The sequence below is a fragment of the Citrobacter sp. CFNIH10 genome (assembly GCF_002934585.1).
Lineage (GTDB): Bacteria > Pseudomonadota > Gammaproteobacteria > Enterobacterales > Enterobacteriaceae > Citrobacter_A > Citrobacter_A amalonaticus.
This window is the reverse complement of sequence record NZ_CP026216.1, coordinates 3,298,942-3,323,973: the sequence shown is the minus strand read 5'-3', so window position 1 is coordinate 3,323,973 and position 25,032 is coordinate 3,298,942. Positions and strand designations below refer to the sequence as shown.

23 protein-coding genes and 2 pseudogenes are annotated in these 25,032 nt (G+C 46.9%); 11 read left to right on the top strand and 14 right to left on the bottom strand.

Annotation, left to right across the window (positions count from 1 at the left end):
• Positions 1-593: 593 nt before the first annotated feature.
• The 6 genes and pseudogenes from C2U53_RS19690 to C2U53_RS19660 all read right to left on the bottom strand — a co-directional run bounded on the left by C2U53_RS19690 (position 594) and on the right by C2U53_RS19660 (position 4,471).
• On the bottom strand, positions 594-1,340 hold the full coding sequence (locus C2U53_RS19690) for a cyclopropane-fatty-acyl-phospholipid synthase family protein (protein ID WP_054177314.1): 747 nt from the start codon (positions 1,338-1,340) through the stop codon (positions 594-596).
• Positions 1,341-1,395: 55 nt separating this feature from the next.
• A pseudogene (locus C2U53_RS19685) lies at positions 1,396-1,943 on the bottom strand (GNAT family N-acetyltransferase).
• A gap of 10 nt (positions 1,944-1,953) precedes the next feature.
• On the bottom strand, positions 1,954-2,211 hold the full coding sequence (locus tag C2U53_RS19680; RefSeq protein ID WP_043001077.1) for a YjhX family toxin: 258 nt from the start codon (positions 2,209-2,211) through the stop codon (positions 1,954-1,956).
• 379 nt (positions 2,212-2,590) lie between these two features.
• Positions 2,591-2,788 (bottom strand): annotated as a pseudogene (locus tag C2U53_RS19670) (tryptophan synthase subunit alpha); the annotation flags it as partial.
• A gap of 18 nt (positions 2,789-2,806) precedes the next feature.
• Positions 2,807-3,199, bottom strand: coding sequence for a VOC family protein (locus C2U53_RS19665; RefSeq protein WP_043001079.1), 393 nt, complete (start codon positions 3,197-3,199; stop codon positions 2,807-2,809).
• A gap of 480 nt (positions 3,200-3,679) precedes the next feature.
• Positions 3,680-4,471, bottom strand: a complete 792-nt coding sequence (locus C2U53_RS19660; protein WP_043001080.1) for a PhzF family phenazine biosynthesis protein — start codon at positions 4,469-4,471, stop codon at positions 3,680-3,682.
• Between the two features lie 235 nt (positions 4,472-4,706).
• On the opposite strand from C2U53_RS19660, the gene C2U53_RS19655 reads away from it, so the two are divergent.
• The 4 genes from C2U53_RS19655 (at position 4,707) to C2U53_RS19640 (ending at position 9,839) form a co-directional block, all read left to right on the top strand.
• On the top strand, positions 4,707-5,495 hold the full coding sequence (locus C2U53_RS19655) for an IclR family transcriptional regulator (RefSeq protein WP_043001081.1): 789 nt from the start codon (positions 4,707-4,709) through the stop codon (positions 5,493-5,495).
• A 4-nt stretch (positions 5,496-5,499) separates the two neighbouring features.
• Complete coding sequence (locus C2U53_RS19650; protein ID WP_043001082.1) at positions 5,500-6,405, top strand: dihydrodipicolinate synthase family protein; 906 nt, start codon at positions 5,500-5,502, stop codon at positions 6,403-6,405.
• Between the two features lie 10 nt (positions 6,406-6,415).
• Entirely contained in the window at positions 6,416-8,395 is a 1,980-nt protein-coding gene (yjhG, locus tag C2U53_RS19645) for a xylonate dehydratase YjhG (RefSeq protein WP_104446325.1), read from the top strand.
• A 94-nt stretch (positions 8,396-8,489) separates the two neighbouring features.
• Positions 8,490-9,839, top strand: coding sequence for a GntP family permease (locus C2U53_RS19640; protein WP_043001084.1), 1,350 nt, complete (start codon positions 8,490-8,492; stop codon positions 9,837-9,839).
• Positions 9,840-9,957: 118 nt separating this feature from the next.
• On the opposite strand, the gene C2U53_RS19635 is transcribed toward C2U53_RS19640, so the two are convergent.
• Complete coding sequence (locus C2U53_RS19635) at positions 9,958-10,350, bottom strand: YdeI family stress tolerance OB fold protein (RefSeq protein WP_043001085.1); 393 nt, start codon at positions 10,348-10,350, stop codon at positions 9,958-9,960.
• A 155-nt stretch (positions 10,351-10,505) separates the two neighbouring features.
• Between C2U53_RS19635 and C2U53_RS19630 the strand changes: the two genes are divergently transcribed.
• The 7 genes from C2U53_RS19630 (at position 10,506) to C2U53_RS19610 (ending at position 14,340) form a co-directional block, all read left to right on the top strand.
• Positions 10,506-10,994: a hypothetical protein gene (locus tag C2U53_RS19630; protein WP_229233667.1), complete on the top strand. Its 489-nt coding sequence runs from the start codon at positions 10,506-10,508 to the stop codon at positions 10,992-10,994.
• 9 nt (positions 10,995-11,003) lie between these two features.
• Complete coding sequence (locus C2U53_RS19625) at positions 11,004-11,450, top strand: DUF421 domain-containing protein (RefSeq protein WP_043001087.1); 447 nt, start codon at positions 11,004-11,006, stop codon at positions 11,448-11,450.
• 11 nt (positions 11,451-11,461) lie between these two features.
• The gene (locus tag C2U53_RS30585) at positions 11,462-11,593 is read left to right on the top strand and encodes a hypothetical protein (RefSeq protein ID WP_256387523.1); all 132 of its coding nucleotides are present in this window, start codon (positions 11,462-11,464) and stop codon (positions 11,591-11,593) included.
• A 433-nt stretch (positions 11,594-12,026) separates the two neighbouring features.
• A complete protein-coding gene (locus tag C2U53_RS30580; protein WP_255347751.1) occupies positions 12,027-12,155 on the top strand; it encodes a hypothetical protein in 129 nt (42 codons plus the stop codon).
• 36 nt (positions 12,156-12,191) lie between these two features.
• Positions 12,192-12,461, top strand: coding sequence for a hypothetical protein (locus C2U53_RS19620; protein ID WP_044258129.1), 270 nt, complete (start codon positions 12,192-12,194; stop codon positions 12,459-12,461).
• Between the two features lie 372 nt (positions 12,462-12,833).
• Positions 12,834-13,523, top strand: a complete 690-nt coding sequence (locus C2U53_RS19615; protein ID WP_044258130.1) for a YafY family protein — start codon at positions 12,834-12,836, stop codon at positions 13,521-13,523.
• Positions 13,524-13,593: 70 nt separating this feature from the next.
• Positions 13,594-14,340: an SDR family NAD(P)-dependent oxidoreductase gene (locus C2U53_RS19610; protein ID WP_090050582.1), complete on the top strand. Its 747-nt coding sequence runs from the start codon at positions 13,594-13,596 to the stop codon at positions 14,338-14,340.
• Between the two features lie 1,213 nt (positions 14,341-15,553).
• On the opposite strand, the gene C2U53_RS19605 is transcribed toward C2U53_RS19610, so the two are convergent.
• From C2U53_RS19605 to C2U53_RS19575, 7 genes are all read right to left on the bottom strand, one after another.
• The gene (locus tag C2U53_RS19605; protein ID WP_371415043.1) at positions 15,554-16,459 is read right to left on the bottom strand and encodes an SdiA-regulated domain-containing protein; all 906 of its coding nucleotides are present in this window, start codon (positions 16,457-16,459) and stop codon (positions 15,554-15,556) included.
• Positions 16,460-16,741: 282 nt separating this feature from the next.
• Positions 16,742-17,638: an autotransporter outer membrane beta-barrel domain-containing protein gene (locus C2U53_RS19600; RefSeq protein WP_052517394.1), complete on the bottom strand. Its 897-nt coding sequence runs from the start codon at positions 17,636-17,638 to the stop codon at positions 16,742-16,744.
• A 17-nt stretch (positions 17,639-17,655) separates the two neighbouring features.
• Complete coding sequence (locus C2U53_RS19595; RefSeq protein WP_172740583.1) at positions 17,656-20,445, bottom strand: autotransporter outer membrane beta-barrel domain-containing protein; 2,790 nt, start codon at positions 20,443-20,445, stop codon at positions 17,656-17,658.
• Between the two features lie 219 nt (positions 20,446-20,664).
• On the bottom strand, positions 20,665-21,231 hold the full coding sequence (locus C2U53_RS19590) for a hypothetical protein (protein ID WP_143089782.1): 567 nt from the start codon (positions 21,229-21,231) through the stop codon (positions 20,665-20,667).
• 1,452 nt (positions 21,232-22,683) lie between these two features.
• Positions 22,684-23,904, bottom strand: a complete 1,221-nt coding sequence (locus tag C2U53_RS19585) for an ISL3-like element ISKox3 family transposase (protein ID WP_000343760.1) — start codon at positions 23,902-23,904, stop codon at positions 22,684-22,686.
• Positions 23,905-24,074: 170 nt separating this feature from the next.
• Positions 24,075-24,485, bottom strand: a complete 411-nt coding sequence (locus C2U53_RS19580; protein WP_052517396.1) for a tail fiber assembly protein — start codon at positions 24,483-24,485, stop codon at positions 24,075-24,077.
• A 12-nt stretch (positions 24,486-24,497) separates the two neighbouring features.
• The gene (locus C2U53_RS19575) at positions 24,498-25,013 is read right to left on the bottom strand and encodes a collagen-like protein (protein WP_246876170.1); all 516 of its coding nucleotides are present in this window, start codon (positions 25,011-25,013) and stop codon (positions 24,498-24,500) included.
• Positions 25,014-25,032 lie beyond the last annotated feature (19 nt).

Here is a 25,032-nt window from a genome sequence, read left to right as displayed (position 1 = left end):
CATCATGATAGGAAAAAACTATCACTATTCTTATTTCTATCGTCACACCAGATCGGAATATTAACAAAAACCAACATATTTATATAAATATCAATTTGTTACAAAAAACAAAAAAGTCATATGGTGTAACAATGCAGAAAACAAACAGAAACAATAAATCAACACAACAACGTGTTAAATCATAAAAAAACCAGGATTATTTAATCGCCATCCAGGAAAATAAATAAATATCAGCATCAATCTTAGGAATTATCAAAAATACATTTTAAGAATCTTCTGAAAATACTGAATTATCCTACAAACACAAGAGAAGAGAATGTTAATTATTAACAAGAAATTATTTAACGTATTTAAAAACAGGCCCTAACCTTTTATGGATTATTAAATAATTATTATAACCGCGTCACAGAAACAATCCATTTTCGCTTTTTTAACGATTAATTGTGGACGCACCTGGCCGGACGTCTTTGTGAGACAGAAAGGAAGAAGGTTTCAGGTGTGATAATTATTTAATACGGTCGTTGCTTTCGCCACGACGCTTCTCTTCTGGAGAGAATACGACATAGCCCTCAGGCTATGCCGCATTACTTACTTTATCGTGCGATTAACGCAAATACGCCCCAACCGAAGTATTCCCGGGTGTAGGTGACATGGCGTTCAGGCGCTATCGTCAACTCCGCGCGAACCTCATCGGCAAAATCATCCTCTGCATTAGCTTCTAACCAACGGCGCATTGTCAGCCATTTCGCCGCTTCATATCGGTCCCAGCCCTCCTGGTCTGCCAGCACCATTTCAACAACGTCATAGCCGAGTTCGTTGAAAGAAGAGACGAGCCCAGGAAGGGTGAGAAAATCAACCTTCGACGAAACACCACAGGCCTGGGCGATCTCTTCCGTTGCGGGAACCTGACGCCAGTAAGGTTCACCGATCAGTATCATTCCGCCTGGCTTGAGGCTTTTTGCCAACAGCCCGACGCTTCCGGCTACGCCACCGGCAATCCAGGTCGCGCCAACACAGGCCGCCACGTCGCATTTTTCGTCCGTGACGTAACCCGCCGCGTCGTTATGAATAAAATGGACGCGTTCGCTGACGCCAAGCTCTTCAGCACGCTGTTTTGCCTGGGCGGTAAAAAGCTGGCTCATGTCGATACCGGTACCGTTAATGCCGTGATCGCGCGCCCAGGTGCAGAGCATCTCACCAGAACCACTGCCGAGATCAAGAATGCGCGCTCCCGGCTTCATGCGTAACACCCGGCCCAATGTGGCATACTTTTCCGGCGTAAACGGGTTATGAATGCGATGTTCGCTTTCGCTAATCGTAAAAATACGTGGGATATCCATTAGTTAATTCCTTTCATTGCGTTACGAGTAACAGAGCGTTCAGTCTGATTGTTATTCACGCCAGTGCTCCGGTTTCATTAAGGCCTGCGCACATTGGATGTCGCCGGCACGATCAAAGGGTTGTGCGGAGAGGGACTGCATCATCCAGCAGGCCTTATGTTCCTCCGCAATGGGGTAAGGCGCGGGAAAGCCTTTGTCTCCTGCACAGGGTTCAAATCCATGTCGCGGATAGTAAGTGGCATGACCGAGAACAAAAACGCACTGGCATCCCATCGAGCGTAAGTGTTCTATACCGGTACGAATCAATAATCCGCCCACGCCCCTCCCCTGGTATTCAGGGATGACCGCCAGGGGAGCAAGGATATGCATCAGAGGGGAATCCATTTCTCCTTTGAATGTCGCCCGGGTAAACAGGATATGCCCGACGGCGTTACCTTCCTGTCTGGCCAGCAACGATAACGTTGGACGCGCAGTGTCGTCCTCGAGCAAAGAAGCCACCAGGCAGGCCTCTTTACTGTAGCCAAAGGCGCGGGTTTCGACTTCCCGGATGTCGTTGGTATCACTTTCATCGGTAATATGAATAGTGAAGTTGCGTGTTGTCATAACGCTCTCCTTAGCGGTTATCTGGCTGAGCACGCACGTTGTTCAGCCCGGTGGTATTAATGCGGTACGGCTGACCATTGACGGATTTGATCAGCTTTTTGGTTTTGAGTTTTTTGAAGACGGCAAGTGTACAGTCGGCGAGCAGCAGCCCTTCGCGGCTGTAGCATTCAACGGCGGTGACGCGGCCTGACGCATCGCGGACGTGCGCAATACGTCCACCTTTGGCGAGAACGTGTAAGGTACGTTGTTCCTGACGGGATAAATTCATACTGGAAAACCTGTTTAATCATCATGTGCAAAACGTGCAAACACACAGCGGTGTCCGCATTCGATTTCGGCGCATTGATAATCAGTCCGGCCTGAAAAGGTCGGGGAAACTGATTATCAGATGATTACATTCTCCAGCATCAAAGCCTCGGGTTGAGTTGTAAGGTATTTACGAGATGAATGGTAACACGTAATTTCAGCAGGGATATGCGCAGGTCGGAAAAATGTGATCGCCGTCGAAATCACGCCCGTCGTCGCAGACATTGCCTCATTTACCATCCCAGGCCATATTTGCGAAGATGAGGATGACGGAATTGATCGCCAGATTCAGGGTCGCGTCACCCATTGCCTGCCGCTACCGACAGGCAATAGAAACGTACTTACTGCTGACGCGTTGCCGCTTTCATGCTCATCACAAATGCCTTTAACTCAGCCAGCATCGTTTCCTCATAATCTCTGTTTTTCTCAATGATCCTGACGATGGCAGAGCCTGAAATGGCCCCCGTCGCACCAGCGCTAATTGCATCCGCCACCTGATCGGGCGTGGAAACATCAAACCCCTGCAGTGTTGGTGGAGCCTGTTGCATAAGATATGTTCAGCATTCGTCTGCATAGTAGACAAACGCCAGCTTATTGCCGTCGGGATCTCTGACATAGGCGCTATGAAAGCCTTGTCCATACTGTGGTCTGTGACCCGGCGCGCCTTCATCCGCGCCGCCCAGGCGAAGAGCGAGCGCGTGAAGTTGTTGGATATGTTCGACGGATCGGGCATTCAGCGCCACCATCGTGCCATTACCGACACCTGCGGCCTGGCCATCAAAGGGTTTGCCAACGCACAATCCTGTGGTGTGGTTTTCACTGAACATCCCCCATGATGCGCCCTCTTCGCCGCGGCCTGCTTTCGGGTGCCCAAGCAGCTCCATTAACGGATCGTAGAAACCGATCGCACGTGGCAGATCGTTCGTACCCAGCATGATGTAAGAAAACATACTCCCTCCTCATTTGATGTCGCAGGGATTATCCGCTTGATCCCCCTGCGGGCGTCACTGTCAGGTTACGTGTGACTAACATACCGAACGGCAGCGAGTCGTTAAGCGCGTCAGATCAATAGAACAGACCTATACCATAATGAAAATTGATTGAACTTATATCCCCGGCGATCGCCGTTTTGCTGGTTTCAACGTATCTCTTGGCCGGTGAGCAGGATGGCAACGCTGGAATTTTTTTTCATGTCCCTTTTCCGCTCAGTACGCCATCCAGTATGTATGGATAAAATAAGATGGATGAGAATGCGGTTCTGACATTGCTCAATGAGCGGGGTATGTATTTGCCGATCGGATTTATTACGGCTGTTGGCTTTTTACGGTCATTTTCCGACAGACATTCAATCTGATGACATACTCCGGTTTAAGCATGATGCGCCTTCATCCTGACTTTGTGAGTTTTGTAGTGACTGGTATCAGTGCTATCTAGCGCAACACAACTTTACCCAGCAGATACGTGGTTGCCTGTCCGCCGATATGTACACGCTCCCCGGCACTCTGACAGCGTAGCTCCCCACCGCGTTCGGCCCCCTGATACGCCAGCATCTCCGTTTTGTTCAGTTTTTCCGCCCAGTAAGGAATGAGCATGCTATGCGCTGAACCGGTAACGGGATCTTCCGCTACGGCTTCTCCTGGACAGAAGAAACGGCTGACAAAATCGTATTTCCCTTCACCCGGTGCGGTGACGCAAACCATTTTCCCTAAAGGGATCATCGCGTGGATATTCGGGTGCAGCACGTCAACCTGCTGCTGATTATCCAGCACCACCATATAATCCCGCCCGACGCGCATGTCTTTGTATTCCGTGATACCCAACGCCTCCAGCAGAAGAGACGGCGGCGTGACGGACTCGGTTCCCCAGGCAGGAAAATCCAGCGTCAACCATTCACCGCTACGTGCAACAGTCAGCGGGCCAACAAATCGGGTAGTAAAATGGATACTGTCGCGCGGATAATCCAGATGTTCAAAGATGACATGAGCTGCCGCCAGCGTGGCATGCCCACACAGATTGATTTCTCCCTGCGTGGTAAACCAGCGCAGCTCAAAGCCGTTTTCAGCAGGGACAAAATAGGCCGTTTCTGACTGGTTATGTTGTTTAGACATCTTCAGTAACGTCTCATCAGGCAACCATTCGGTTAGCGGACAGACTGCTGCGGCATTGCCGCCAAACGTCGTGGTACTGAAGGCATCAACCATGTAAAAATCAATTTGTTGCATCGCGCAAACCTCGAATGTTCTTTGTGCAATTTACACTTTATCATGCCATGACGACCTGTCGTCTTTCATTTTCAGGTATTCATATTCAGCGTACTGGCAGTGCGATAATTCTGCTATTAAAACTGCGTACAAGATCACATTTAATCATCGCATTACGGTTCAGCATGTTGAACAAGGCATATTTTCAACTGTGCAATGCCGATATTATTTATTCTAACCACAGGAGGGAGCCAGTATGGTTCGCAAAGGGTGTAATTCATTAGTCCGTGCCGAAAAAATATTAACCCATATTGCATGGGTAGGCGTGGCGAGTTATATGGAGCTATTAAAAGAATTCCAGTATCCCAAAAGCAGCCTGCTTAATTTATTAAATGTGATGGTGGAGTGCGGCTTCTTAATTAAAAACAAAAATGGCCATTATTCGCTGGGAATAAAAAACTACGAACTGGGTTGTCAGGCACTACACCGCCAAAATATCTTTGAGGTGACGAAACGGCCTATGCAGGAGCTGTCGCTGAAAAGCGGCCTGGTTTGTCACCTGGGGGCAATGGAGCGCTATTCTGCTATCTATCTCGACAAGGTTGAAAGCCCGGAATCAGTGCCAACGAGTAAAAGCTGGATTGGCAAAAAACTGGAATTACACATTACCGCGCTGGGTAAAGCGTTATTAGCCTGGAAAACACGGGAAGAACTGGATTATTTTTTAGATGCGATCACGTTAACGCCGCATACGCGCAATACGTTAACCGATAAAAAGTTATTTCTGGAGGAGTTGCAAAAAACACGACTTCGGGGATGGGCCATAGACAGTGAAGAATCAACCTATGGCGCGGTATGTTTAAGTATGCCGGTATTCAATATGTATAACCGGGTCAACTATGCGATCTCGCTGTCAGGCGATCCTGTGGTTTATTCAGGAAATAAGATCGACGGCTATCTGGAACTGCTCCGCAAATGTGCCGGGCAAATATCTTATGGGCTGGGCTACAGAAACGAAAATGAGTATTTACGAAAAGGAAACTGAGGTAATGAGAAAATTCAGCGGCATTATTCCACCGGTATCCAGCACGTTTCATCGTGACGGGACCATTGATAAAACAGCAATGCGTCAGGTTGCCGACTTCCTGATCAATAAGGGAGTCGACGGGCTGTTTTACCTTGGCACCGGGGGTGAATTTAGCCAGATGAATACCGCCCAGCGAATGGCGTTCGCCGAAGAAGCCGTTGCCGTTGTCGGTGGTCGGGTTCCGGTCCTGATTGGTGTCGGTTCGCCTTCTACTGATGAAGCGGTCAAACTGGCACAACATGCCCAGGCCTGCGGCGCTGACGGCGTCGTCGCAATTAACCCCTACTACTGGAAAGTCGCGTCACGCAATCTTGACGACTATTACCAGCAGATCGCCCGTAGCGTCACGCTGCCGGTGATCCTGTACAACTTTCCGGATCTGACCGGTCAGGACTTAACCCCAGAGACCGTGAAACGTCTGGCGCTGCAAAATGAGAACATCGTCGGGATCAAAGACACTATCGACAGCGTCGGCCATCTGCGCACGATGATTAACACCGTTAAGTCAGTGCGCCCGTCATTTTCGGTCTTCTGCGGCTACGACGACCATTTACTCAACACCCTGCTGCTGGGCGGCGATGGCGCAATATCCGCCAGCGCGAACTTTGCTCCGGAGCTCTCTGTCGGTATCTACCACGCCTGGCGCGAGGGCGATCTGGCAACCGCCGCCACCCTGAATCAAAAGCTGCTGCAACTGCCGGCGATTTACGCCCTGGAAACGCCGTTTGTCTCACTGATCAAATACAGCATGCAGTGCGTGGGATTGCCGGTGGAGACGTATTGCTTGCCGCCGATTCTCGATGTGTCAGAAGAAGCCAAAGAAAAAGTCCATGCGCTGCTGGTCGCGCAGGGAATTATATCGCTCTGAGGAGAAGATCATGTCTGTTCGCTCTATTTTTGCTGACGAGAGTCACGATATCTACACCGTCAGAACGCACGCCGATGGGCCTGACGGTGAACTGCCGCTGACGGCGGAGATGCTCATCAACCGCCCGAGCGGGGATCTGTTCGGGATGACGATGAATGCCGGAATGGGCTGGTCTCCGGATGAGCTGGATCGCGACGGCATTTTACTGCTCAGCACGCTGGGAGGGTTACGCGGGGAAGACGGTAAGCCCATCGCACTGGCGCTGCACCAGGGTCACTACGAGCTGGATATCCAGATGAAAGCGGCAGCAGAGGTGATCAAAGCGAACCGCGCCCTACCCTATGCCGTGTATGTTTCCGATCCCTGCGACGGACGAACACAGGGTACAACGGGCATGTTTGATTCACTGCCATACCGTAATGACGCCTCAATGGTGATGCGCCGCCTGATCCGCTCCTTGCCCGATGCGAAAGCCGTTATTGGCGTGGCGAGCTGTGATAAGGGACTCCCGGCCACCATGATGGCCCTCGCCGCGCAGCATGACAAAGCGACAGTGCTGGTGCCTGGTGGCGCGACTCTGCCCGCGAAGGATGGAGAAGATAACGGCAAAGTGCAGACCATCGGCGCACGCTTCGCCAATGGCGAGTTATCGCTACAGGACGCTCGTCGTGCTGGCTGTAAGGCCTGTGCCTCCTCTGGCGGCGGCTGTCAATTTCTGGGTACCGCCGGGACATCGCAGGTGGTGGCCGAAGGTCTTGGGCTGGCGATCCCGCACTCTGCGCTAGCCTCTTCCGGTGAGCCGGTATGGCAAGAGATCGCCAGAGCATCCGCGCGGGCAGCGTTGAACTTATGTAAAAAAGGTATCACTACCCGGGAAATCCTTACCGACAAAGCGATTGAGAATGCGATGACGGTTCATGCAGCGTTCGGCGGTTCAACAAACCTGCTGCTGCACATCCCGGCGATTGCCCATCAGGCAGGCTGCCATGTCCCGACCGTTGACGACTGGATCCGCATCAATAAGCGTGTGCCCCGACTGGTGAGCGTGCTCCCGAATGGTCCGGTTTATCACCCGACAGTGAATGCATTCATGGCAGGCGGTGTGCCGGAAGTGATGTTGCATCTTCGCAGTCTTGGATTGCTGCATGAAGACGTGATGACCGTAACCGGCAGCACACTGAAGGAGAACCTCGACTGGTGGGAACATTCCGAGCGGCGGCAGCGATTCAAACAGCTGCTGCGCGACCAGGAACAGATCGACGCCGACGAGGTGATCATGTCACCGCAACGCGCGCGGGAGCGTGGCCTGACTTCAACGATCACCTTCCCGGTTGGCAATATTGCTCCGGAAGGATCGGTGATCAAGTCCACCGCCATTGACCCCTCGGTAATTGATGATCAAGGCATCTATTACCATAAAGGGGTGGCGAAGGTTTATCTGTCCGAGAAAACAGCAATTTACGATATCAAGCACGACAAAATTAAAGCAGGCGATATTCTGGTCATTATCGGCGTTGGCCCTTCCGGTACCGGGATGGAAGAAACCTACCAGGTCACCAGCGCCCTGAAACATCTGTCTTATGGTAAGCATGTCTCCCTGATCACGGATGCGCGTTTCTCGGGCGTTTCCACTGGCGCGTGCATTGGTCACGTGGGACCGGAAGCCCTCGCCGGGGGGCCAATCAGTAAATTACGCACCGGGGATATTATTGAAATCAAAATTGATTGCCGCGAACTTCAGGGCGAAGTCAATTTCCTCGGAACCCGTAACGATGAAAAATTACCCTCACGGGAGGAGGCTACCGCAATATTGAACGCCAGACCCAGCCATCAGGATTTACTTCCTGATCCGGAACTGCCAGACGATACCCGGCTTTGGGCGATGCTTCAGGCAGTGAGCGGTGGGACATGGACGGGCTGTGTTTACGATGTGAATAAAATCGGTGCGGCCCTGAACGATTATATGAATAACACCTTAAAGCAAAAATAATAATATCCTGACCGCTAAATAACCCGGCTACACATTATTAAAACATTGTGTAGTCGGACTATGACCGGTCGCAACCCTACAATGAGAGGACGTTATGCCACTAATTATCGTTGTGGCAGGGATTGCTTTACTCCTGCTTTTAACCATTAAAATTAAACTCAATACGTTTGTTTCCTTAATTATTGTCTCGATTGTTGTCGCCATTGCCAGTGGAATGGATCTGAATAAAGTCGTCACGTCGGTCGAATCCGGCCTTGGCGGTACGCTGGGCCATATTGGTTTAATCTTCGGCTTCGGCGTGATGCTCGGTCGCTTACTGGCTGACGCGGGTGGCGCACAGCGAATCGCCCTGACCATGCTGAATTATTTCGGTAAAAAGCGGCTTGACTGGGCGGTAGTCTGTTCAGCCTTTATCGTCGGTATCGCACTCTTTTTCGAAGTTGGCTTAATTCTTCTGGTGCCTATTTTATTCGCCATCGCCCGTGAAGCGAAAATATCGCCGATGTTTATGTGTGTGCCCATGCTTTCCGGTTTGCTGGTCGCGCACGGTTTTTTACCCCCGCATCCCGGCCCAACCGTTATTGCCCGTGAATATGGCGCAGATGTGGGACTGGTACTGATCTACGGCATTATTGTCGGCATTCCGACCTTTATTCTTTGCGGGCCGATATTGAACAAATTCTGTCAGCGGATTATTCCTGACGCGTTTAAAAAAGAGGGGAATATTGCCTCCCTCGGTGCGACCCGCCGGTTCAGCGAAAACGAAATGCCCGGCTTTGGCATCAGCTTTCTCACCGCGATGCTGCCGGTGATCCTGATGGCGGTAGTGACAATTATCCAGATGACCCATGCTAAAAACGCCTCGGAGTCAGGCACGTTCTATAACGTATTACTGTTCTTAGGTAACTCGACGATTGCAATGCTGATCTCGTTGCTGTTCGCGATTTATACCATGGGTCTGGGTCGCGGAAAGACAATCCCTGAACTGATGGACTCCTGCGGCAAAGCCATTGCCGGTATCGCAGGACTGTTGCTGATTATCGGCGGTGGTGGCGCATTCAAGCAGGTGCTCATCGATTCTGGCGTGGGTCAGTACATTTCTACTCTGGTCTCAGGCATGGATATTAATCCGATTCTGATGGCCTGGGGCGTTGCCGCGTTCCTGCGTATTTGCCTGGGTTCTGCCACCGTAGCAGCGATCTCGACTGCCGGACTGGTTATCCCGCTGCTGGCGGTACATCCCAACACTAACCTGGCGTTGATTACGCTGGCCACTGGAGCAGGTTCCTGTATCTGCTCCCACGTCAACGATGCCAGCTTCTGGATGATTAAAGACTTCTTCGGCCTGACAACCAAAGAGACGCTGCTGTCCTGGACGCTGATGTCAACGCTGTTATCCATCTGCGGACTGATATTTATCCTGCTCGCCAGCATGGTTCTTTAATTCTCCTCTCGCCAGTGGATCGCGTTGTCGATTCACTGGCGCCCCTCCCTTCACGTGGTATCAGAAAACAACTGTTAACAGCTTACAAACGTCAGCAATGGGCCGAGCAGCAGTATTGTTACTTTTGTATTCTGTTAACGCGAACCACAAGCGGTTGCGTTTTGGTGTCCAGACTGCCGTTAATACTGATCATTTGATCGGGTTTTACCGTGCGACCATCAAAGACAGAGAGTGGAATCAGCGTATGGATACTGCCGGTTTTATCGCGAAAAACAAATTTATCATCGCCCAGATCGTCAATCAGATTACCACGCAGAGAGATGGTTGCGCCGTCATGCATGGTTTTAGCTTGTTGAACCGTCATGGTTCTCGCATCTTCAACACCACGATACCCCTCATCCAGGGCGTGAGGCGGCGGCGGTGCCGTATCTTTTTTCAGCCCACCATTATCGTCAGCAAACACTGTCGGGATTAAAAAACAACATAGTAATGGTGCCACGGATAATTTCATTTCACCCTCATCTCATTGTCGACTTGACTTATTAAGTCTGATTGCTATTCCTTAATCTGGCAAACTGGAAGAGTCTTAAAAGGTAATAGTGTTACGAATCAGATAACTGACGGGATACAAGCGAAACGGTGAGGTTAAAGATGCCCAGAGAAAACATGAAAGTCCCCGGCATTGAAGAGAGTCAGCGTTTTCTGAATTTTGAAGCGAGATTTCATAAGATTGGGTTTGTTGTTTTACTGTGTATTATTTCCCTGGCCATAGTCGGTGTTTTTTCTGGTGGTTATTTCAGTGATTCGGTGAAGAGGAATACTACCGGGGAGGTGACATTAAATTTTGAACGGTTTGGTCGATTGCAAACAGAATTTAAATTAAAAATCTCTGCTACAGACCAACGATCCGGGAAGAATATTTATCGCATTGGTGGAGATTTCAATTCTTTTTATGAGACAGCGAATATCTGGCCTCAACCTGACAGCATGTACAGCAAGGGAGAGGAGCTGTACCTGGTGTATAACACACATGAAAATCAGCAAGATACCTCTATCTGGTTACTCGTTACCCCCGTAAAGCCTGGCAGCGCAAAAAGTGTTATTCAATTAAACTCCGGCCCTGAAATCGATTTCAGGCAATTTATTTATCCGTAGGAGGTCTGTATGGAAATGGTGCTGAGGGCCTTAGCCATTTATCTTATTTTACTGGTCGTGTTTAAGATTGCTGGACGCCGGGCGTTATTACAAATGACCAGTTTCGACCTGATTTTGCTGTTGATTATTAGCGAAGCCACACAGCAGGCATTATTAGGCAATGATTTCTCCGTTACCGGAGCAATGCTCACCATTGTCACGTTGGTGACAATCGACATATTGTTCGGATTCATTAAAAAACAGATGCATGGGGCTGAATCTGCTCTCGATGGATCACCGGTTATTCTGCTGGAACACGGCGAACCATTAATGGAAAAGATGAAAATGGTAGATGTCTCTCTCGACGATATCTTAGTGGCTGCCCGGCAGAGCCAGGGCATTACGGAGCCGGGTAAAATTAAATACGCCATTCTGGAGCGTAATGGGCATATTTCAATTATTCCTGATGAGGATTAAGGAAAAAGAGAATGAAAAAATCGGCATATAACGAAGCGAAAACCGCTGGCGTGTTAACGAAACAGTTCGCGAAGACGTTTATTGCCAAGGGCTTATCCTCGACCACAGCTGAATCGACATCTGGCTACCGCACTTTGCGCTGAGGCAGATATGGCTGTATTTATGATGCTTCGAATTCATTAAATTTGTTCTACGCTTATTTATGCTTGTCAGAAAGATAGACTGAGGTGAATGAATGGCTAATAAATATAATGAAAAACAGGTGGCTATTATGACAAAGACAGAGCGTTTTCCTGCTCGCCTTGTCCACACCCACAAAAACGCTTTGTGGAGCTTGTCGGAAAAAAGCAACCACGTCCCGCTGCCCCGATCGTAGTGAAGAAAGCTATCCGGGATAGTGGTCGACTTTTTGGCAGCAAAAAGCAACCTTCAAGACCCATGTCTACTCAATATTATGGATGACCAAAGCGGCGATCGTTGCTTTTACAAAATCGCAGGCAAAGCGACTGGCGCTGATAAATGCTGTTACTGGACGGTTTTACAATGTTGTGGAGACCAACCACAGGAGAACGACTGATGAAAGTACTGACCTGTCAGCGCTCTCAACATGTCAACATCGATACACTCGCGGCGGACGATATCGTTGCTCTGGCTGAATATTTATCCACCCAGGGTTCATATAACCTTGATGTTATACGTATTTAGTTTGAATCCTCTATTCCCAGATACCCAGGAGATTACATGGCTGACGTAAATGAACGCATTGAAATCCTCGAGAAAAACCTTAATGATCTGAGCCTCGATCTGCACGCATCAAAGGTTGCTATTAACGTTTTATCTACGGTGGTAAACACCCTAAGTGGTGAACCTGGTTTACTTGAGAGATCATATGAGCAAACCAGAAGTTCTGCTCCACTTGTAAAGTTCAATCACCCGGTAGAGGAAGGTTATGAGGATAAACTTACGGAGAGAATATTGAATTTACTCTCGACTACCCAACACGAGCTTTAATAATCCACAGCTTCCTCAGAGGATAAGCGGAATATCCTCTCGGGAGGATCGCATCCCGGGTTCCCCAGCCAGGGACAAATCTGCCCCGGAGCGGGTGTTCCGATATGCACACTATTCCCCTCAATGGAAAACCTGGGCGCAGTAGTGACGTACGCACTGTCTGCCCATGGCATAGCGTGGACAAGCTGGCAAAACTTTGAACAAAGAGTAGATGTTTATGTCCATCATCACCGCTGAAGGACGCATAGCATATGGGGTATATCAATCAACGGGGAGTCACTCAACTTAAGCAGGTACATTTGTTTTGTATTAAGATGCTTATCCGGCAGGTGCTTTAAGATCAAGTCCCAGGATCAAGATGGATTTTTCAACATGACCAGAACAGAAAGGCTTCTCGAATTATTACAGATATTAAGGGCACAACGATATCCGATCACAGCTTCCGCTCTCTCAGATCGATTAGGCATAAGTGTACGCTCCCTTTACAGAGATATTAAAACGCTACAACACCAGGGCGTGTCCATTGAAGGAGGCGCAGGAATTGGATATATCATCAGGTCTGACTTTCATTTACCTCCCTTAAATCTTTCACATGAAGAAATCAATGCTATTATACTTGGGTTAAATTGGGTTTCTCATAATACGGATTATGATTTCAAAAACACCGCAAGGAATGCGCTTGCCAAAATACATGCCGTTATCCCCGGTGAATTAAAAAATCTTATTGAGAGTCAATCCTATCTGACCGGCCCTTCAGAAAAGAATGAGTTATTTTTCGAAGACATTCGTAGTGCTATTAAAAATCAAAAAAGAATCAACATAACGTATCGTGACAAGAAAGATGTTTACTCTTCTCGGGTCATATGGCCCATCGCGTTGATATATATGGAATCATGCTGGCTTTTGGTTGCATGGTGTGAGATGAGAAATGATTTTCGTCATTTCAGAACTGACCAAATCGAAGAGATTGTGCAACTGGATTCCACGTACAGGGAAAGCAGAACGACTTTATTGAAAAAATGGAGAATTAAAGAAGGGATCTGCGTGGGGAAAGAGTACTGACAAAAACTGTCACAGCGAGTTTGTATACTACCCCAGCAGTAAGACTCAATCCTACTTCATAGGGGAAATTATGGATTTTCAGAATAAAGTAGCTGTGATAACAGGAAGTACTACAGGTATAGGTGAAGCCGTCGCAGAGCAATTACACAAACAGGGTGCGAAGGTCGTCATTATATCCCGCTCATCAGAGCAGGCTAAACAAAAAGCGAAACGGTTATCTTCACAGGGACAACAAGCAATAGGGATCGGATGTGATGTGTCGCAGCCTGAACAAGTACGGAAAATGATAGATGACGTTATCAAACATTTTGGCAGGCTTGATTATGCTGTAAATAATGCAGGCTTAACAGGAGAGCATGATAAAAATATTACAGAGCAGACAGTTGAAAACTGGGATAAGGTCATTGCTACCTCATTGAGCGGCATTTTTTACTGCTTAAAATACGAGATACCTCAGATGATAAAGTCTGGTGGCTCTATTGTTAATTTATCTGCAGTAAATGGACTGGTTGGCATTCCTGGGTTGGCACCTTATACCGCGGCTAAGCATGGTATAATCGGCTTAACCCAAACCGCAGCGCTTGAGTTTGCATGTCAAGGCATTCGAATCAATGCGGTCGCGCCGGGCTATGTCCAGACCCCACGAATGAGTGAATTCCCTGAAAATATCGTACGTAGTTTCGCAAATAGTCACCCAATGAAAAGGATGGCAAGAATGCAAGAAATAGCAGACTTCATATTGTTTTTGCTATCAGACAATTCAGCGTTTTGTACCGGAGGCGTTTATCCCATTGATGGTGGTTATTTAGCTGAGTAAAATTCACTTAACCCTTTTAAATGATAATAATTACCTCACCTGTGTGGTTGGCTAAACGGGAGCGACAGAACACCTGTCGTTCGCGCTTCCGTTGTAGGGCCAATAATAGACACATTATTCGCATGGATTGTCTGCTCTCCATTGGTCATACATGTGCCATTAACCCTATCTGCGTCTGGCATAACGCGAGCAGAATAAAAGATCATTAAGTCTGTTGTGCGCAAGAAGCAGAAATAATGAGCAACGCTATTGTTTATAGCAGCGCAGGCTTGATGCAGGATATCGTCGATAGCGCTATTGTGCTTAACGTGCACGAGATAAACACACTCTACAGGCAAAAAAATTCTCGCCATGCTGTGGACATGTTCCATTCGGACAGACTGACCGCACCCTTGACGTTTAAACAGAAATAGAAGCGATATGCATTTAAAACGATAAAAATCGTTGGCAAACGTTATTCGCCTGAGCACCAGGATCGCACAATGATAAGAAAAGATGACGGATATTATTGCCGTATGGGGAAATATACCAAGTGATTATACCCACACTATACCAACCGCAAAAAAAAGGGGTTACCTTTCGGTAACCCCTTTTTTTAATCTGGCGGAAGCGCAGAGATTCGAACTCTGGAACCCTTTCGGGTCGCCGGTTTTCAAGACCGAACGCATTTTTTATTTTTCAATAAGTTGTACAATTTATTGATAATATCGTTTAAATTTTGCACTCATAAAATCAATTAGTTAAGTACATCTATAGAGTTAGTATTCCAACACTTTCACGCTACATAGACGAGCTATTACTGAACATAGTAGTCGGTTATTGTATGCTTAGATGGTTAATTAAATTACAGGACTGCCATAAATACTTAATTACCCATTTCCTATGGCAACCGCCAGTTCACTACAAAACCATCACACACCGAAGTAAATGAATCGACAATCAGAAACTCCTATCCCTTATCACTGTTTTACATTATATGGCAAACACCTAAGTATAGACATACTGAAAACATCTGAAAATATGAGCGAAGGATGATTTATGCTTGAATTTTTAGAATGAAAACTTGAGAGTAGTAATATAAAATTAAAAAATTATAGAGTGTAATTTATATTCTTTGTCCCTCCGACTCTACCGGAGGTTTTTTTAGTTATTATCTCTGATAGCGAGTTATTTTTTCGTACCTATACAAACCAAAACCAGTAACAGGTACGTTTTATTCCAGGCTCATCTCAGGACGATACAGTCTTGTCCTGCCATTTTGTTTTTTGGTGAAACGGTAAAACAAGTTAGGTTCACTCACAATATACAAATTAGCTTCGTCATCAAGAGCAAGCCCTTCTGCCTGGGGAATATCCTCTGCCAGACCTGCCCATCCGGCATTCAGATACAGGCGATCAGTCACCAGCCCTTCACTGTTTATTTCCAGTACTTTGTTTGATTCATCAGAGAGTACCAGGAGGGAGGCCGTTGGGGAGTGGTAATGCAACCCCGACACGTCCCTGACTGATGATGTGACAGACGCCGGTAACGTGGAGACACTGCTTTCTTCACGCTGGACGTCCACCCGGCTTATGATTACCGGCTTTTTCTCTTTTGCCGCAAACAGCACCTGGTTCTCTTTATCCCAGGCAAGTCCTTCCAGACCGTTATTGCCGGGTCGGGTGTAGCCTTCTAGCGGTATATTAGAAAGAAGCTGGTAGTTTCCTTTTAGGATGTCTATGTTTACCAACCAGGCGCTCCCATCTTTCTCACTGCCTACCCGGAACAGGTTATCTCCCATCCACTCCACAGCTTCCGGATCCGTAATTTCAGGTATGGGCAGACTGCCAGCCCGCTCACCATCAGATGTCAGCCAGACCACTTCCGGCGGTTTATTAACCACAGCAAAAAGCAGTCTGTGTTTATCTGACCAGGTCAGCCCCGATAAATTATCCTTAACGCCTTTAACCTCTTTTCCTTCAATGTCTGCCACATATGCACGTAGATTCAGCGCTGAAGGCTTGTCGTTATATCTTTCATATAACCGGTAAAGGTAACGGATATCTTCTTTGATATAAAACAAAACAGCAAAAATAACCACCCCAAATATTATTGCACGTCTTAAATATATAAAAGTCATTTTTATTACAAAAAATAATCACAGTAAATGGGTAATGTAAATAATGAACCAATATCAGAACCACACAGAAGTGTGCGTTATTACGGACACCATTCAAAAAAAATAACACTGGTGCAACCTGAACATCAGAAATAAATATAAATAGCGTTCGTCACACGCTCCCTTAGCCGGGCATCATAGATTTATGACCGGGTTACACACGGTCCGGTAACCGTAATGGCGGGGGAAGTTTTTCACCAGCCCACGCCATTCACCGTTTAATGTCCGTGTTCAGGACATAACTCAGAAGTTAATACGGAACCCGACGCTGCTCGTTACCGGTGACTCGGTATGTCTGTCGTTCTCGTAACGCGCCTCAACCCACACGCCTGCATTCGGCGTCAGCTGCGCACTGACTCCCAGGCCATATTTACCTGTTGTCCGCGAAAGGTCATTACGGAAGTCGTACCTGTCATTAATCCGGACCTTATTGTTGTCCGCAAATTCATGACTCACTGCCGCCGTCAGGTACGGCTTCACCACCGTCCCGCCCACATCCAGGTTCATCCCGTTATCCAGCCGGATATCCTTTCCGTCCGCACTGAATGCCGTACCGCGGACATAAGGTTCAGCCCAGACAGTCTCATTCACACGGAAGGTCTTACCCACCTCCAGACTGACACCATATCCGTTCTGGCTGTAGTCTCCATACACCGGTGTGCCATCGCTCATCTGTGTCTGCAGTGTGTTGCTGAAGTGGTTAAATTTGACCACCCCGTCCGCATACAGCCCGCCGCCGCTATGAACCACACGCAGTGGCTCACCCGGGGAGACCGGCTCCTGACCGGTGTTCTTAATTCCCAGATTAAAGTGACCACTGGCATTACCGGTGACATTCAGCAGGTCACCTGACCAGGCCGCAATGTCCGTGTTCATCAGGAAAGTCCCGGTGCCGGACAGCGTGCGGGCCGTCAGGGTCACTGCCTGCGCCACCGGCGTCAGCCGGGTGGTGAGACCGCCATGGAAATTCACCGTTCCGGCATTCAGGGTCAGGGCGCCCACGGCAGAATCGCCGGTCAGCCGCCAGACGGAAGGACCGGTAACTGTCACATCCCCGCCCCCGGTTCCGTCATCCAGAATGCGCCCGGTCAGGGTACTGCCGCTCATCAGGTTCAGGGTGGTACCGGACTGTGCCGTCACATCCACCCGGGTCAACACTAAAATGAATATTTAAAACCAATAACCGCTGAGGTATCAGAGTATCCATCATTTCCAATCTGTTGATTAACAAACCCTGTGATATTAAATTCTGGTGACATGCGGCCTTCAACGCCCAGTTTTAATTCTCCAACGTTACGCGTACCGGACTGATTAACGCTTACTCCATCCATAACAACACCTCGATTATGCATGTTATGAAGCCAGTTTGCTTCAACAAAGGGTTTAAAATTACGTTCTTTCTGGTTATCAATTGCATTATGCCCTTTGATGAACATTTTCAAACCAAGGCTGGTAGTTAGATTATTATCACCTTCCGTTTTCACCACCGTGCCGTTTGCTTCTTTTAAATCCTTTGATTTTATACCTGACCAGAGAATTTTTGCTTGCGGTTGAACAAACCATGCAACCGATTTAGCGTCATTACTCATAGGAAATACATAACCGGACTCAAGAGAGGCGCTAAATCCTTTAGAACTATATTTTTCTTCTTCCAGAAGTTGTCCATTCACACGGTTGTTAAACCAGCTATGCTGTAAAACACCGTCGATGTATGCACCTTGCTCGCTATCTCCATCAGCATACCAGGTGGCATAAAGTCCAGTCGTATAGCCATTAACGGACCCTTTCGCATGATATCTCGATAAACTGGACTGGGTATTGCTATGATTATACCCGTAGCCAGCAAGTGCCCCGAAACGAAAAGCACCGCCTCCTTCAGTGAAAGCTGTAGCAAAATCACCGCCCAGCATCAGCACATAGCGGTTACTTTTCGTTTTGAGCTGTCCGGTAGAATCATTTATACGGCTATGACCTCCGGTATTTTTCATCCACAGGCTGGTCAATTTACGCTCCCCCGTCATCATGTCGGTGTATTCAGTCTCTCCCAGACGATCTGAAAGCGTAGTGTTGAACATAGTATCAGCAGCATAAGCGTTAGCAGAATAAGCACCGGCCTCAGGCCTCAGGACATTGATTTCGTTACCATTGTTACCTTCGCCGCTATTATCAGGCTGTGTTTCAACAAACGTACTGGATAGATACCAGTTAGCTTTATTAGCATCCAGACCACGTGCAAGTTTATATTCCCAGGCACCAGCAACAATACGTCCTTGCTGGACAAAATCCCCGTCTGAAGCACCACCGACGCTGATTATTTCAATACCATTAAGCGTTGATGCTCCAGTACCGCCAAGATTCGCAATGGCGACCTTGCTGTCTCCTGATGTGTTGCCAGTTATAATAACTTTATCCGTTAAAGAATTATCGTCATCCAGACGCGTCCCCAAGCTGATAAGCCCCCCTTCGCCGATATAATCGCCATTAATGGTCAAAACAGTACCAGGTTGCCCACCACTTAAGTTGATTGTTCCACTGTTGGATACACTACTTATTGTCTGGTTAAAGCCATTTAGATCGAGCAAAGCACCATCAGCAATATTGTAGGTCGCGTTGTGGCTAAATGTGTTTACAGCTCCTGCTTTAAGGATACCTGCGTTTAAATTTGCTGTCCCACTCCAGGAGTTTTGTGCGGTTAATATAGTTTGGCCGCTATTAACTTCAACGGTACCAGTCCCCTGAATCAGGTTTTCAAATATGTAACCATTGTTCAAGTGGTTGAAATTTAGGATAGCATTTCCTTCACCAAAATTAATATTTGTCGTCGGAGTGATATAACCTGCAAACGTTGCCGCTTCATCGGAGGCAGCACCAATATTGAGTATCCCAATTGCCCCCGCTTTAGCTGCGAGTATGATATCTTCAGTCAGCAGTTCGCCATTTTCCATGATGGTTAGGATCCCTACCCCCTTATTGCCAATGATGGTGCGCCCACCATTGGTGTTAATCACTGAGTTTGAACCAGTAACAACAACGCTTCCCGTCGTATTTTCCGATAATCGCCCTAACTCCAGCGACTCTCCAATGGTAGAACTGCCTGATAACGACGTATTTAACGTCGCCCCCTTAGAAACTGTAACTACCCCGCTACCCAGAGTGTTGGAGCCAACGTGTATATGATCGAGACTGCTATAGATCGTTCCAGGACCAGAGAGATGAAGTTCACCCTTTCCATTTATATTGCCTAGCACCGTAAATGTGTTAGTTACCAGGCTGCCATTGGTGACGTTCATAACTCCAGTGCCATTATTACCAATAACAGTGTAACTGGACGATGCCAACATCCCGTTATCAATATTTACTACCCCCTGAGAGTTTGCATAGCGCCCCACCCAAAACTCGGTGGAATTTGCGGAAGCATTCTGGTTAATATTTAATATACCACTTCCGTTTTCACCGACATTAAGTGCACCGTTGCTGTTCCATACAGAACCTTGACCGGAAATATTTACAAGCCCACTAGCATTTTGCATGTACCCAATACTTCCCGCACCAGATCCGGAGGATGAGGTTGTTAAGGATGCACCATTCAGAATATCCAGTCGACCATAAGAATCACTCGCTAGCGAAACAATAATATTCTTATCCAAAGTCAGCGAAGTGCCCGCATCAGAAAGAGTGACCAGGCCTGAGGTGCCCGATGCGTTTCCAATGTAAAGACTATTGTCTCCGCTCATTTGACTGCCACTGTTAACCAGCAACGTACCAGCCGGGGCTTCAGGTGATCCATCAGTATCCGTTCTTCCTATAAATATATTCCCTGTATAGGATGTTAATGAGTTGCCGTTGTTCGTTTTTTCTGTATCGCCAGTAAAGGTGATATCTGCCGAGGCATTGAATGTTGCTACAATAAGTATGGCTAAACATTTCTTTCTAAATAATCCGTTCATATAACTTTCCATTTATGCTTAAAACAGCACTCAAAAAGAGTAAGTAAAGAAATTTTAAAAACCAAAACAATTTTTCATTCCATACAACCCTAAAATTAATTTTCTTGATAAATTACACACAAAATCATGCCAAATATTTTTTGATACATCTCAATGACGATTGATGAATGCAACCTGCCAGTCAGATAGACTTGAAAATATATTTGCAGTTTGTTTGGTTCACTTGTCAATTAAGTGAGTCGACATTACCAATAGGTCACGACATATTAATACACCTACGGAATTACATTTTGTGAGTCCATATTCTTGTAACACATCACGCTTTATCCGGTAGATTGACTTTGTCGTTAATCCTGGTGGTCCTGTTATTTCCGGTATTTTTCCTCCATAACAAAGTTGAGTAAATATATTCACCGCGCGTAGTGACGTTATTTTACGTCGAAGAGGAATGTTTTCTGCGTCATCCAGTAACTCGATGAATTCCTTCCTTCTTATTTTTTTCGATAATAAACAAGGAAAAGAACAACGTGTTTCCCCTGGAGTTAAAGGGATGTCAACGAGGACAATCAATTTGGTTGATAACAACACCGGTTTTTTAAGCAAGCAACTGCGAAGATGGTTGTTATCTACAGCAACAACAACAGCATCCTTTGCATTAGGTTTTATTCCTGCCCATTCCTTATTCAAATCGATGAACGCTACTTCTTGATATCGCTCCCCAATTATCAACTGAAGTGATTTAAGAAAGAAAACATCATCAGAAATAAACCAGTACTTCATAGTCACCTCATAATCCTTTTAATGATGTATTTAAATTAATTTCCCTTTGACTAAGATCATCTTACCGGAGTTTTTTTTAAAATGTTTAATCGTTTTGTTTTTTTACTATCCCCTTTTTTGATAGGCAAAAGCTATCAAAATAAAAGCATTTAGCAACATTATCCACAGTTAATATTACTAACATATTCAGTGGATTGAGTATAATTACGGTTGCATTAACTGAAATAACTCATTAATAAATAAAACAATAACAAACAAAACCATACATAAATTGTATAAAATGACAATTACTCAAGATAAAATGCTGTTAAGGAAAACATTATCAACTGTTAAGATGGGGAGGAATCTTAGTGCATGTTTCATAATTACATTAAACATCTATTAAACGAGACACGTTAAGTTGACTTTAGCATCTACTCATAAGCACTCATTATTAATTCGAGAAATTTCTGAATTATTAGGTGATTTTTCCTAAATATACCTCCTGCAAAATGACATTTTCACCGAGTATTAATCTTCATAGTTCTTAAGACCTAAGAATAATCCCGAAAATAAAAGTTTTGATTATGCGATCTTGATCACTATTATTGTTAACAATATTAACATAACAAGGAATAATCTCAAAAAAGTAACTTTTACAGAATGAAGAATTAACTTAACCTTATTTTAATAAATGAATAAATCAGAATTTTTTAGACTGTTTCGAGCCTCATAGATCAGGCACCATCATAAAAAGTAGAAGGTTGTTCTACACAAGCACGGTGGTACCGTCTTCATTAAGAAACATATCTAAATAATCAAAGATATCCTCGGTCTGGGCCTGACTTTCACAGCATCCTACATAGCAGGCAAATGTAGACAGGATTTACGATATGAGTTGTTGTTCTGACCTTTTAACATTTCTTATTTTGATCCCAGCGTTTCAGAGAGCGGAGAGTAAAGCCTGATTGGAAGTTGGTACTGATACAATAATATCGCTATTGCTCTTTACCACACTTATTCGTGCTGAGTGAGGGTACTGTAAACAAGAATTTCCGACTGATCCGTTCAGACCAGTAGAGTTTGCACTTTTCGCATTCACCGCTGTTTAGATCTTTGCAATTCAGATTATCTTCAGATTCTTGTAGTTACACAGTATGGGTAAAATGCTTCAGAAAATAGGCTTCCTGATTGTACCCAAGCCTGTACTTGAGCACTGATGACCTCATATCATGTCTCTGTAAGACAGCTTCCTTGCTGCTTGGCTTAGCGCATTGGGAATGATCATTTTTTAAGGCAATCTTCTCGCGATGACCTCTGCATCGAAATGAATAACCTGGCGGTCACTGGTATCCCGCGACCGCCAGGTTTAAAAACCACAGCGAAACAAAAAGCGACCTCAATATCAATTCGTCGCGGCAACCCCAACCCTCTCAAGACTGTTTATATAAGGGTCTTCCCCGATCATGGTGGGAAGGCTCAGAACGCCATATTCAGCTTTCCGTAGTGGAACATCACCCCCAGTTTAAAGCGCTCCCGGTTTCGGTATCCCCTGGCTTTTATCCTCAGCAGCCTGATCTTGCTGTTAAGTGCCTCCGCATTTCCGTTTGAGACACTGTGTCGCATCGCATTCAGGATCCCGTACAGCCTTTTTCCTATCGTTTTCGCGGCATTTTTCATCATGGGAACGTCACTGTTAGCCGCCAGCGCCAACCATCTCTGCCAGTCACTCCGTCTTTCCTCGCTCCATGGCCTGTTCCAGATATCCTTTGCCAGCTCTTTCAGCGCCCAGCACTGGCTCGTCAGCTTCATCTGTGCACGCAGCCACATCAGCTTTTCCTGCCGGGATTCGGTCATCCACTTATCGCTGTACTGCCACAGGAAGCGGGTTCCTTTTGCCTGGTGTCGGCTTTCAACAGGGAGGTGCGGATGTTCATTCTGACGGGTTTTATCAACTACCTCGCCCAGTTGCTTCGCCACATGGAAGCGGTCAAAGGCGATTTTCTCAACCGCACTGGGTAAGTGGATACGCGCTGCTCTTATATAGCCCGCGTTCATGTCCATTGAGAGCGTTTTGATAGCCAGCAACTGCCCATCAGTGAGCGTGCGAAGATAGCCGGCAAGACTCTCTGTGCCGCGATCATCCGTTAAGGCCAGCGCCCGACCATCGCGATCGGAGATCACCGTTATGTAACGATGTCCTTTTTTAAAGGCGACCTCATCCACATTCATATGACGGGCGGATAATGGCTTTTTTATCCGGGCAAGACCTCGCTTAACTGCCCGGGTCATAATGCCGTCAACCGCATTCCAACTGAGCTTAAGTTGCTTCCTGACAGCATCAACGGTGCTGATTTTCAGCCATGAGAGAACGAACGATTCGAATAGCAACGTATACCGGCTTCCGGGGCCAGCCCACGGAACAGGCAACGTCAGGCAGCCATGCTCCGGACACATAATTCGTGGAACATCGGCTTCAACAATAGTGGTGAACTGGCAGGTATCAAGATGGCGCCATTTACGATGACGGTGATCGTGAACAGAACAGGATTTACCGCAGGTCGGACAGGCTAGCCGGGTGTTTTCAGCGATCTCAATAGTGACAGTAACAGAACCGGCATTTTCATCGAGAGAAAGGGACTTTACCTGCCACGGATCGGACAGGTTGAGAATATGAGCGTAGAGGGACTTTTCGTCCATGGCGGTGACCTCTGGCGATTAAATACACCATTATCATGCCTTCAGCCACCACAACAAGGGAAGACCCTTATATAAACAGTTTTTTCTTAATGGTCGGATCAAGAAGGTTTTTGACAGGAGTTAACATCATTATGAATTTCAGAGAAAAAATTTCCAGTTTTCCCTGCCTTTTACGGTGTTTCAGGCCAGACCGGTTTTGAAGGATCAACACGGCTTAGTTCAACCGAATAGAATTCCCATAATTCCAATTTAGCCACCTCATCACTTGTAGCTATGCCATGCTTCACAGCCCTCTCAAGCGGCAAAATCACGCGTTCTGCATCTGACATCAACCGCGCTTTCTCGGCTTCAGCCTGTGCAACGACTAATTCTCGATCCTCTTCAGGCTGGACATAATCAGCAATAACCCCAGCCTGCTCGGTAATGCACCAGTCAAAAATAAAACGGCCATTATCATCTGAATCGTCTACTAACGCCGTGTATGGTACCGAGAAATTCATTTCTTTGAACTTCACCATACAGTCAATCGCGGTTTTCTCCGCATTAGCCCACACAGGAGCGCTGATTTCCTGAATTTCCATGCTGACTCCCGTCTATGCAATTCGCTGGAAAAGACCGGCGTATAATGTCCATGAACCAGTCAAACCTTCAGTTGATATGAGGCTACAAGCTCGCCATGTTCCGGGTAATGTATAAGGTCCCAGCGTTTCTCTGCCGCTAAGCCCTTTGATTACAAACGATGCCCTGCGTTCAGAATCGACGACAATGGCGCACGACTTAAGGCTACTTCCTGAGTAGTTTGTGCCGGGAACGGCGATTGTGGAACCCGACAGGGTTAAGTGCGCCAATGCAAATGCCCCAACCGCATTCAGAGCTCCCGCTGGCGCTCCCGCTGGCCCCTGCGCACCTGTTGCTCCCGTTGCACCTTTGTCTCCTTTGTCTCCTTTGTCTCCTTTGTCTCCTTTTGCACCGGTTGCACCCACCGGTCCCTGTGGACCGATGTCGCCTTTATCTCCCTTGTCACCCTTCGCACCGGTTGCACCCACCGGTCCCTGTGGACCGATGTCGCCTTTATCTCCCTTGTCACCCTTCGCACCGGTTGCACCCACCGGTCCCTGTGGACCGATG

Bases quoted from the DNA above. Each gene is read 5' to 3' on its own strand.
- C2U53_RS19690 (WP_054177314.1), bottom strand. From the start codon at position 1,340: ATGGATATCCCACGTATTTTTACGATTAGCGAAAGCGAACATCGCATT.
- C2U53_RS19680 (WP_043001077.1), bottom strand. From the start codon at position 2,211: ATGAATTTATCCCGTCAGGAACAACGTACCTTACACGTTCTCGCCAAA.
- C2U53_RS19665 (WP_043001079.1), bottom strand. From the start codon at position 3,199: ATGTTTTCTTACATCATGCTGGGTACGAACGATCTGCCACGTGCGATC.
- C2U53_RS19660 (WP_043001080.1), bottom strand. From the start codon at position 4,471: ATGCAACAAATTGATTTTTACATGGTTGATGCCTTCAGTACCACGACG.
- C2U53_RS19655 (WP_043001081.1), top strand. From the start codon at position 4,707: ATGGTTCGCAAAGGGTGTAATTCATTAGTCCGTGCCGAAAAAATATTA.
- C2U53_RS19650 (WP_043001082.1), top strand. From the start codon at position 5,500: ATGAGAAAATTCAGCGGCATTATTCCACCGGTATCCAGCACGTTTCAT.
- yjhG (WP_104446325.1), top strand. From the start codon at position 6,416: ATGTCTGTTCGCTCTATTTTTGCTGACGAGAGTCACGATATCTACACC.
- C2U53_RS19640 (WP_043001084.1), top strand. From the start codon at position 8,490: ATGCCACTAATTATCGTTGTGGCAGGGATTGCTTTACTCCTGCTTTTA.
- C2U53_RS19635 (WP_043001085.1), bottom strand. From the start codon at position 10,350: ATGAAATTATCCGTGGCACCATTACTATGTTGTTTTTTAATCCCGACA.
- C2U53_RS19630 (WP_229233667.1), top strand. From the start codon at position 10,506: ATGAAAGTCCCCGGCATTGAAGAGAGTCAGCGTTTTCTGAATTTTGAA.
- C2U53_RS19625 (WP_043001087.1), top strand. From the start codon at position 11,004: ATGGAAATGGTGCTGAGGGCCTTAGCCATTTATCTTATTTTACTGGTC.
- C2U53_RS30585 (WP_256387523.1), top strand. From the start codon at position 11,462: ATGAAAAAATCGGCATATAACGAAGCGAAAACCGCTGGCGTGTTAACG.
- C2U53_RS30580 (WP_255347751.1), top strand. From the start codon at position 12,027: ATGAAAGTACTGACCTGTCAGCGCTCTCAACATGTCAACATCGATACA.
- C2U53_RS19620 (WP_044258129.1), top strand. From the start codon at position 12,192: ATGGCTGACGTAAATGAACGCATTGAAATCCTCGAGAAAAACCTTAAT.
- C2U53_RS19615 (WP_044258130.1), top strand. From the start codon at position 12,834: ATGACCAGAACAGAAAGGCTTCTCGAATTATTACAGATATTAAGGGCA.
- C2U53_RS19610 (WP_090050582.1), top strand. From the start codon at position 13,594: ATGGATTTTCAGAATAAAGTAGCTGTGATAACAGGAAGTACTACAGGT.
- C2U53_RS19605 (WP_371415043.1), bottom strand. From the start codon at position 16,459: ATGACTTTTATATATTTAAGACGTGCAATAATATTTGGGGTGGTTATT.
- C2U53_RS19595 (WP_172740583.1), bottom strand. From the start codon at position 20,445: ATGAACGGATTATTTAGAAAGAAATGTTTAGCCATACTTATTGTAGCA.
- C2U53_RS19585 (WP_000343760.1), bottom strand. From the start codon at position 23,904: ATGGACGAAAAGTCCCTCTACGCTCATATTCTCAACCTGTCCGATCCG.
- C2U53_RS19580 (WP_052517396.1), bottom strand. From the start codon at position 24,485: ATGGAAATTCAGGAAATCAGCGCTCCTGTGTGGGCTAATGCGGAGAAA.